The 9,357-nt window shown below is 72.7% G+C and carries 9 protein-coding genes; 6 read left to right on the top strand and 3 right to left on the bottom strand.

Annotated elements, in window-relative coordinates:
- The first annotated feature begins 72 nt into the window (after positions 1 to 72).
- Both ACIQGV_RS13520 and ACIQGV_RS13525 read left to right on the top strand, forming a co-directional pair.
- Positions 73 to 597 carry an EamA/RhaT family transporter gene (locus ACIQGV_RS13520; RefSeq protein ID WP_402494079.1) on the top strand — a complete coding sequence of 175 codons (525 nt, stop codon included), beginning with the start codon at positions 73 to 75 and terminating at the stop codon, positions 595 to 597.
- A gap of 329 nt (positions 598 to 926) precedes the next feature.
- Positions 927 to 1,697: a class I SAM-dependent methyltransferase gene (locus ACIQGV_RS13525; RefSeq protein ID WP_402494081.1), complete on the top strand. Its 771-nt coding sequence runs from the start codon at positions 927 to 929 to the stop codon at positions 1,695 to 1,697.
- Here the strand turns inward: ACIQGV_RS13525 and ACIQGV_RS13530 are convergent.
- The gene (locus ACIQGV_RS13530; RefSeq protein ID WP_402494084.1) at positions 1,658 to 3,112 is read right to left on the bottom strand and encodes a SulP family inorganic anion transporter; all 1,455 of its coding nucleotides are present in this window, start codon (positions 3,110 to 3,112) and stop codon (positions 1,658 to 1,660) included. The genes ACIQGV_RS13525 and ACIQGV_RS13530 overlap by 40 nt on opposite strands.
- 447 nt (positions 3,113 to 3,559) lie before the next feature.
- Between ACIQGV_RS13530 and ACIQGV_RS13535 the strand changes: the two genes are divergently transcribed.
- From ACIQGV_RS13535 to proC, 3 genes are all read left to right on the top strand, one after another.
- Complete coding sequence (locus ACIQGV_RS13535; protein ID WP_402494086.1) at positions 3,560 to 4,357, top strand: ABC transporter ATP-binding protein; 798 nt, start codon at positions 3,560 to 3,562, stop codon at positions 4,355 to 4,357.
- A complete protein-coding gene (locus ACIQGV_RS13540; protein ID WP_402494089.1) occupies positions 4,354 to 5,124 on the top strand; it encodes an ABC transporter permease in 771 nt (256 codons plus the stop codon). The genes ACIQGV_RS13535 and ACIQGV_RS13540 overlap by 4 nt, the downstream gene beginning before the upstream one ends.
- A gap of 105 nt (positions 5,125 to 5,229) precedes the next feature.
- Positions 5,230 to 6,042 carry a pyrroline-5-carboxylate reductase gene (proC, locus tag ACIQGV_RS13545; RefSeq protein WP_402494091.1) on the top strand — a complete coding sequence of 271 codons (813 nt, stop codon included), beginning with the start codon at positions 5,230 to 5,232 and terminating at the stop codon, positions 6,040 to 6,042.
- Between the two features lie 18 nt (positions 6,043 to 6,060).
- Here proC and ACIQGV_RS13550 read toward each other — a convergent pair whose 3' ends face one another.
- Positions 6,061 to 6,645, bottom strand: a complete 585-nt coding sequence (locus ACIQGV_RS13550; RefSeq protein WP_402494093.1) for a cysteine hydrolase family protein — start codon at positions 6,643 to 6,645, stop codon at positions 6,061 to 6,063.
- A gap of 75 nt (positions 6,646 to 6,720) precedes the next feature.
- Between ACIQGV_RS13550 and ACIQGV_RS13555 the strand changes: the two genes are divergently transcribed.
- On the top strand, positions 6,721 to 7,761 hold the full coding sequence (locus tag ACIQGV_RS13555) for a GlxA family transcriptional regulator (protein WP_402494095.1): 1,041 nt from the start codon (positions 6,721 to 6,723) through the stop codon (positions 7,759 to 7,761).
- On the opposite strand, the gene trpS is transcribed toward ACIQGV_RS13555, so the two are convergent.
- Positions 7,668 to 8,726 carry a tryptophan--tRNA ligase gene (gene trpS, locus ACIQGV_RS13560; protein WP_402494098.1) on the bottom strand — a complete coding sequence of 353 codons (1,059 nt, stop codon included), beginning with the start codon at positions 8,724 to 8,726 and terminating at the stop codon, positions 7,668 to 7,670. The genes ACIQGV_RS13555 and trpS overlap by 94 nt on opposite strands.
- Between the last annotated feature and the right edge of the window lie 631 nt (positions 8,727 to 9,357).

The raw sequence follows: 9,357 nt of genomic DNA on the forward strand, positions 1-9,357 counted from the left end.
GCCGCGCCCCCCTCGGCCCCGGCCGAGGGGCCGGAACCGGAGCCCGCTCCACCCCGGAGCCATAATCGACCCGTGAGCGAGAAGCAGAACGGCAACGGCAAGATCACCCGGGACACGGCGGCGGGCTCCCCCCAGGGCACCCCCGGCCCTGAGCCCCTCCGCTTCTTCGGCACCGGCTGGGTGAACCACGACAACGGCTACCCCCTGCGCCGCGTCGCCGCCGCGGCCGGCTCCCTGGCCCTCGCCGTCGCCTCCTGCCTGGTCCTGCGCTTCGCCTACGAGGGCCTTCAGATCGCCGACGTCGGCAGCTTCGTCACCGTCCTGGTGACGGTGATGTTCGCCGTGTGCAGCGCCCTCGCCTTCGGCCACACCTGGGAGAGCTTCCGCAAGCGTCCCGACCCCGACCGGCAGGCATCCCTGCGCGGCCTGCTCGCCATCGGCTTCGTCGGCGCGCTGCTCGCCTACTTCTTCCGCTCGCTCACCGAGGCGCCGGGTGAGAAACTGCACCGCCAGGAGTACGAGGCGGCCCTGGAGCAGCACCGGAAGCGCACCTCCCGCCGCACCGGCAACCCGTCGAAGAAGCGCCGCACCTCCTGAGCGGGGTGCAGTGCCTCCTGCGGGGGGTGCCGGACCTTCTGAGCGGGGTGCCGCGCCTTCTGCGCTGGGCGTCGGACCTCCTGCGCGGGGTGCCGCGCTTTCTGCGCTGGGCGTCGGACCTTCTGCGCGGGGTGCCGGACCTCCTGCGCTGGGCGCCGTGCCTCCTGAACGGCGCCCCGGGCAGGCGCCCCGGGCAGGTGCCCCGGGACGACCGCCCCGGGACGACCGCCGCGGGTGCGGCCCCGCGCGTGCCGCCGCATCCCCCTGGGGGCGGCCCGCGCCGCCGGGAAGCCGGTGCCGACGGCTCCGGGTCCGGGCACGATGACCTCATGACGGCTCCCACCCGCTCCACCCGGGCCCGCTCCTTCAACGCGGCCGCCGCCCAGTACGCCGCCAACCGGCCCTCCTACCCGCCCGCCCTCCTCGACGCCGTCGAGGACCTCGCCGGCCGGCCCCTGCGAGGTGCCCGGGTCGCGGACGTCGGGGCCGGTACGGGCATCGCCACCGGTCTGCTGCGCGCCCGCGGCGCCGAGGTGGTCGCCGTGGAACCGGGCGCGGGCATGGCAGCCGAGTTCCGCCGCGCGCACCCCGGCGTGCCCCTCGTCAGAGGTGACGGCGACCGTCTCCCCCTGGCCTCCGCCTCCGTAGACCTCCTCACCTACGCCCAGGCATGGCACTGGACCGACCCGGCCCGCTCGATCCCCGAGGCGCTGCGGGTGCTGCGCCCCGGCGGCGCACTCGCCCTGTGGTGGAACATGGCCGCGCTCGACGTGCCGTGGATCGCCGAGGCCGGCACCCGCCAGGCACGGCACTTCGGCCTCGACGTGGAGGCGGAGAAGAAACGCGGCACGCACGCCGCGGCCGCCGACCCCGAAGGGCTGCTCGACTTCGCCCGCCGCAGCGTGCGCTGGAGCCGCCGCGTCCCGCTCGACATGTATCTGGCGAACCTGGGCAGCCACTCGGTCTTCCTCACCGACACCCCGCAGCGCACCTCCGCCTACCTCACCGAGGAGCGCGGGCATCTGCTGCGGTCCTTCCCCGACGGCGTCGTCGAGGAGACCTACGACGTCGATCTGCTGGTCGCCCGCGCGGCCGCCTGAGCCCGAGCGGCGGTCCACCCCTCCAGGGCCGCCGCGCAGGCGTGGTCCGCATGCCGCAGCCCGGCCAGGTCGAGCCGGACCTCACGGTCCTGCGGCAGCGCGTCCAGTCCTTCGAGCAGCCTGGGCAGCCGCAGGAAGGTGGCGTGCCCGAGGACGCGTACGACGAGTCCGGCCTCGCCCCGGTCCTCGGTCTCGACGCGGACCTGGCTGGTGTCCCACGCCGTCTTCGCCACGGAGAGCGCCAGCCCTGCCAGTACCGCCACGAACACGCCCCCCACGACGACCGCCACCGCCGTCACGCCGAGCACCACCGCCTCCCCGCGGTCCCCGTGCCACAGCGACCGTGCCTCCCGCACCGGCACGAGACGGCAGCCCGCGTACAGCAGCAGCGCCGCCGGCGCCGCCACCGGGACCACCCCGAGCACGCCCGGCACCAGCACGGCGAACAGCAGCAGCCACCCGCCGTACAGCACCCGCGAGACCTTGGTCCGCATGCCCGCCCGCGCCCCCTCGGCCGAGGCACCCCCGGCCGGGCCGCGCACGGTCACCGCAGCCATCGGCAGCGCCCCCAGCAGCCCGCACACGGTGTTCCCCGCGCCCTGCGCCAGCAGCTCCCGGTCATGGTCCGTACGCGGTCCGCGATGCAGCCGGTCCACCGCCGCCGCACCGGACAGCGACTCCGCCGAGGCGATCAGCGCGAACGCCGCGACGGTCCCGATCACCCCCACTTCCATGAGCCGTCCGAGATCAGCCGACCCGGGCACCCGGACGGCGTCCAGCAGCCCCCGCACCTCGACCCGCCGCACGTCGAGGCCGAACACCGCGGTCACCGCCGACGCCGACACCACCGCCGCCAGCGGAGCGGGCACCAGCCGCGCACCTCGCCGCCACCGAGGCCACAGCAGCAGCACGACCACCGTGGCACCCCCCACCGACAGCGTCCCCGGATCCACCTGCCCCGGCAGCGACACCAGCCCCGTGAGCCGCCCGGGCCCGCCCGCCGGGACGGCAGAGTCCCCCAGGGCGTAGAGCTGTCCGGCGGCCAGCAGCAGACCGAGCCCGGCGAGCAGCCCCTGCACGACGGCCACGGACACCGCCCGGAACCACCGGCCCAGCCGCAGTGCCCCCAGGAGCAGCTGCACCAGTCCGGCGGCCAGCACCAGCACGCCGAGCATCCGCAGCCCGTACGTCCGCACGGCCTCGTGCACCAGCACCACCAGCCCCACCGCAGGACCGCTCACCCGCGGGCCGCCACCGGACAGCACCCCGGCCACCAGCCCGCCGACCGTCCCGGTGACCAGCCCCAGCTCGGCCGGGACACCCGAGGTCAGGGCCACCCCCACGCACAGCGGCAGGGCGACGAGGAACACGACGAGAGAAGCGGACAGGTCGGCCTTGCGCACGCCGCAGCGCATCACGGCAGCACCTCCGTCGACGGAAGGAACGAAAGGAACGGGAGGAACGGGAGGAGCGGGAGGGAGCGGGAGGGAGCGGGAGGGAGCGGGAGGGAGCGGGAGGGAGCGGGAGGGAGCGGGAGAACGGAGCGGAGAAGAGGAAGAGAAAGAGAAGAGAGGGAGCGAGTCGCACGGCTGCCGGGACGGGGAGAAGGGCGCGGCGGACCTGCCCGGACGGGGGAGGAAGGCACGGCGGACCTGCCGAAGCGCACGCGCCGGGCACCCGGCCGCGCACTGAAATCCATTGTCGGAAAGAGGGTGCGGCCGTGCATCCCTCTCGGGCGGGCCGGCGGTCGGCACGGAAGCACACCGCACCGGAGCGCCCGCTTCCGATCACTCCGCCGTGCGCCTGCGCCGTCCCGTGCCACCTGCTTGACGCACCCCTGGCGCGAGAGCATTATTCATCACATGATGAATTACTCGTCCGGCCCTCCAGGACCCGACCCCGAGGCCCCCGCCGTCCGAGCCGCCGGCCTCACCGTCGTCCGCGGCCCCCGCACCGTCCTGCGCGGCCTCGACTTCACCGTTCCGCGCGGCCGGATCACCGGCCTGCTCGGCCCCTCCGGCTGCGGCAAGTCCACCCTCATGCGCGCCGTCGTCGGAACCCAGGCCAAGGCCACCGGCACCCTGGACGTCCTCGGCCGCCCCGCCGGCCATCCCCGTCTGCGCACCCGCATCGGCTACGTCACCCAGGCGCCCTCGGTCTACGACGACCTGACCGTGCGCCAGAACCTCGACTACTTCGCCGCGATCCTCGCCCCGGGCCGCGCCGCCGCCGCACAGCGCCGCACCGACGTCACCCGCGCCATCGCCGACGTCGACCTCACCAGCCACGCCGACGCCCTCGCCGGGAACCTCTCCGGAGGACAGCGCAACCGCGTCTCCCTGGCCGTGGCCCTCCTCGGCACCCCCGACCTGCTCGTCCTCGACGAACCCACCGTCGGCCTCGACCCCGTCCTGCGCCGTGACCTGTGGAACCTCTTCCACGACATCGCCGCCCGCCGCGGCACCACCCTCCTCGTCTCCTCCCACGTCATGGACGAGGCGGAGCGCTGCCACAGCCTCCTGCTCATGCGCGAGGGCGAGATCCTCGCCGACGACACCCCCGACGCCCTGCGCTCCCGCACCCGCACAGAAACCGTCGAGGAAGCCTTCCTCCACCTCGTCGACGAGGCCGCCGCGCTCCCGAAAGAGACCACCCGATGACCACGGCGGCTCCCGCCCCCACCGGCGCCCTCAACGCCTCCCGCACCCTCGCCACCGCCGCCCGCGTCCTGCGCCAGCTGCGCCACGACCCGCGCACCATCGCACTGATGCTCCTCATCCCGTGCGTGATGCTCTTCCTGCTGCGCTACGTCTTCGACGGCAGCCCCGGCACCTTCGACAGCATCGGCGCCTCGCTCCTCGGGATCTTCCCCCTGATCACCATGTTCCTGGTGACCTCCATCGCCACCCTGCGCGAACGCACCTCCGGCACCCTCGAACGTCTCCTCGCCATGCCCCTCGGCAAGGGCGACCTCATCGCCGGCTACGCACTCGCCTTCGGCGCCATCGCGATCGTCCAGTCCGTCCTCGCCACCGTCCTCGCCGTGTGGTTCCTCGGCCTCGACGTCATCGGCTCCCCCTGGCTGCTGCTCCTTGTCGCCCTGCTCGACGCCCTCCTCGGCACCGCCCTCGGCCTCTTCGTCTCCGCCTTCGCCGCCTCCGAGTTCCAGGCCGTCCAGTTCATGCCGGCGGTGATCTTCCCCCAGCTCCTGCTGTGCGGTCTGTTCACCCCGCGCGACAACATGCACCCCGCCCTGGAGGCCGTCTCCACCGTCCTGCCCATGTCCTACGCGGTCGACGGCATGAACGAGGTCCTCCACCACACCGACATGACCGCAGCCTTCGTCCGCGACGCCCTCGTCGTCGCCGGCTGCGCCCTGCTCGTCCTGTGCCTCGGCGCGGCAACCCTCCGGCGCCGCACCGCGTGACCGGGCGGGCCCGTCCCGTCCGCCCACCGGACAGCGCCACCGCCCGGCCCGCCCCGGTGCGAGGATGAACCCGGACGACGCACACCTCGGAGGGCACCCCAAGCCATGACCCAGAAAGTCGCAGTCCTCGGCACCGGCAAGATCGGCGAAGCCCTGCTCAGCGGAATGATCCGCGCCGGCTGGTCCCCCGCCGACCTCCTGGTCACCGCCCGCCGCCAGGAGCGGGCCGACGAACTCCGCACCCGCTACGGAGTCACCCCGGTCACCAACGCCGAGGCCGCCAAGACCGCCGACACCCTGATCCTCACGGTCAAGCCGCAGGACATGGGCACCCTCCTCGACGAACTCGCCCCGCACATCCCCGCCGACCGTCTCGTCATCAGCGGCGCCGCGGGCATCCCCACCTCCTTCTTCGAGGAGCGCCTCGCCACCGGCACGCCGGTCGTCCGGGTCATGACGAACACCCCCGCCCTCGTCGACGAGGCCATGTCCGTCATCTCCGCCGGCAGCCACGCCACCGCCGGGCACGTCGCCCACGCCGAGGAGATCTTCGGCGCCGTCGGCAAGACCCTGCGCGTCCCCGAGTCCCAGCAGGACGCCTGCACCGCCCTGTCCGGCTCCGGCCCGGCCTACTTCTTCTACCTCGTCGAGGCCATGACCGACGCCGGCATCCTGCTCGGCCTGCCCCGCGACAAGGCGCACGACCTCATCGTCCAGTCCGCCATCGGCGCCGCGACGATGCTCCGCGACAGCGGCGAGCACCCGGTCAAACTCCGCGAGAACGTCACCTCGCCCGCCGGCACCACCATCAACGCCATCCGCGAACTGGAGAACCACGGCGTACGGGCCGCCCTCATCGCCGCCCTCGAAGCCGCCCGTGACCGCAGCCGCGAACTGGCCTCCGGCAACAACAGCTGACCCGTCCGGCGCGGCGGCTCACCCCGCCGCGTCCACGACCTCCTTCGTCGTCACCACCCGGGCGAACCCGCCCCCGTGCAGCGTCACGGCCGTGGCCCGCGCCAGCTCCTCCGCGGACAGCTGCCAGCCGAACGGCCCCGCCACGTCGAACGTGTGCGTGGCATCCAGCGGAACCACCACGTCGTACCGCAGGTTCCCGCCCATCCGCGCGGTCGTCTCCACACACATGTTGGTCTGGATCCCCACCACCACGATCTGCCCGACACCCGCCTCCCGCAGCCAGGCGTCCAGATCCGGCGAACCGTAGAAGGCCGAGTTCACGCTCTTCGTCACCAGCAGCTCCGGCCCGTCCCCCCTTCCGCGCCGCTCCTCCACGTACTCCTTGAAACCGTTGCCCGTGGACCCCGTCCGCAGCGGCGACCCCGCCTTCTCCGAGTCGTGCCGTACGAACACCACCGGCCGGCCCGTCATCTGCCACACGTCGATCAGCGCGGCGATGTTGTCATCGGCCGCAGGGTTGTTCCGCGGACCCCAGAACGCCTCCTCCTCGAAGCCCTTCTGCACGTCCACGACCACCAGCGCTGCGTTCTTCGCCATCTCCATACCCCCGATCCTGACGCCCAGGTGCCCCTCACCCCAGAGGGGGGAAAGTCACCGATCGATGGTTTACTGCCAGACATGGCCGAACCCCACCGCACCTACCGCGTGGCTCTCGTCGCCTTCCCCGGCATCCGCGCCTTCGACGTCTCCGTCGTCACCGAGGTCTGGGGCAGCGACCGCACCGACCGCGGCGTCCCCGCCTACGACCTCCGCCGCACCGGCACCGACACCACCACCCCCATCCCCCTGCGCGGCGGCCTCACCCTCCTTCCCGACCGCACCCTCGACTGGCTCGGCCGCGCCGACCTGATCGTCGTCCCCGGCCTGGACGACCACCTCACCCCCGCGCCCGAGCCGGTCCTCGACGCCCTGCGCCGCGCCCACGCCCGCGGCACCACCGTCGCCGCCCTCTGCGGAGGCGCCTTCACCCTCGCGCAGGCCGGCCTCCTCGACGGCCGCCGGGCCATCACCCACTGGAACCTCGTCGACGTGCTGCGCGCACATCACCCCCTCGTCACCGTCGTCCCCGACGCGCTCTTCATCGAGGACGACAACATCTGGACCGCCGCCGGCACCGCGGCCGGCATCGATCTGTGCCTCCATCTCGTCCGCACCGCCCATGGCGCCGAGGCGGCGGCCACCGTCGCCCGTTCGATGGTCACCGCCCCCTTCCGCACCGGAACCCAGGCACAGTTCATCGAACGCCCCACTCCACGCACCGACCGCGACGCCGACGCCCTCGCCGGAGTCCGTGAGCACGCCCTGCGGCACCTCCACGAGCCGCTCACGGTCGCCGACCTGGCCGCCCGCGCCGGTATGTCCCCACGCTCCTTCGCCCGCCACTTCCAGGCGGAGACCGGCACGACCCCCCTCCGGTGGCTCCTGGACCAGCGCGTCGCCGCCGCCCAGAAGCTCCTGGAGCGCACCGACCTCCCCATGCCCGAGGTCGCCCGCCGCGCGGGCTTCGGCAGCGAGGTCACCATGCGCCAGCACTTCGCGGCACGCCTCGCCACCAGCCCCCGCGCCTACCGCGCCGCGTTCACCACCACTGCCGCTCCGGCCCCGACGACGGCATCGGCGACGGCCTCGGCGGCGGGCAGCAACCCGATCGCCCGGTAGGCGGCGTCCACGGTCGGCCGGGCCATCGCCCGCGCCTTCTCCGCACCCGCCCGCAGCACCTCCTCCACATACACAGGGTCCGCGCACAACTCCTTGTGCCTCGCCTGTACGGGCCTGAGGGTCTCGACCACGGCCTCTGCGGTGTCCTTCTTCAAGGCGCCGTACGACTCATATACACCGCTCAGCTCCGACGGGTTCCCACCCGTGCACGCGGCCAGGATCTCCAGCAGATTCGCCACCCCGGGCCGCCCCTGCGGGTCGTACACGACGTCATTCCCGCTGTCGGTCACCGCCCGCATGACCTTCTTCCGCACGGCGTCCGGCTCGTCCAGCAGATAGACGATCCCGGGACCCGTGTCGTCGGACTTCCCCATCTTCGACGCCGGCTCCTGCAGGTTCATCACCCGGGCCGCCACCGCCGGGTGCGTGGCTCTGGGCACCACGAACGTGTGCCCGTACCGCTGGTTGAACCGCACCGCCAGGTCCCGGGTCAGCTCGACGTGCTGCGCCTGGTCGTCCCCGACCGGCACCTCGTCCGCCCCGTACGCCAGGATGTCCGCCGCCATCAGCACCGGATAGGTCAGCAGCGACAGCCGCACACTCCCGCCCCGCTCCCGCTCCCGCGCCGCCTTCTCCTTGTACTGGATCATCCGCCGCATCTCGCCGTCGGTCGCCACGCACTCCAGGACGTACGACAGCCGCGCGTGCTCGTCGACATGGCTCTGCACGAAGACGGTGCACAGCTCGGGATCCAGCCCGGACGCGAGCAGCAGCGTGGCCGCCTGCCGGCTGAGCCGCCGCACCCGCGCGGGGTCGTGGTCAACGGTGAGCGCGTGCAGATCCACGACGCAGAACAGTGCGTCGGCCCGGTGCTGGTCCACCGCGGCCCACTGCCGCATGGCCCCCAGGTAGTTCCCCAGCGTCAGATGCCCGGTCGGCTTGACCCCGCTGAAGACCCGCTTCATCTCCTACCTCCTGGTCGGGACCGCCGCACCCGCCGGCCGGCTCCCAGGAGGGAGATACAAGAACGGCCGCCGAAGCGGCGGCCGTGAGCGCATACGTGAGTCCGGCCGCCGTCAGGCGGCCCACCACTGCTGGGTGCACGTACGCGTAGTCATGCCGGTCAGCGTACGCCTCAGATGCGCTCCAGGAGCGGGGTTGACACGATCTCCGTGGATCCGTAGTGTTCTCCGAGTTGTCCGACGTGAGCTCCGACTCCGGTCGGTCCCCGGACAGCCATTCCACAAGCACCAACCATTCTCGACATGCAGTCGGTCTGTCCTGCTGCCGTCGTGTCATTGGTATGCGTATTTGCGGAATGAGGAATCCGCGTTCGAAAGGACGCAGGCCCCGATTAGCTCGGGAGCCGGGAATCCGCTAAAGTCTCACTCGTCGGAACGGCCCAGCGGCCGGGAAGACAAACCCCCCTGACTGGGAGTCAGACGCCGAAAGGATCTGATAGAGTCGGAAGCGCCGGAAAGGGAAACGCGGGAGCGGGACCCTGGAAAGCACCGAGGAAATCGGGCCGGGAAACGGTCTGATAGAGTCGGAGACGCAAGACCGAAGGGAAAAGCCCGGAGGAAAGCCCGCGAGGGT

The organism is Streptomyces sp. NPDC093094 (assembly GCF_044754345.1).
GTDB lineage: Bacteria > Actinomycetota > Actinomycetes > Streptomycetales > Streptomycetaceae > Streptomyces.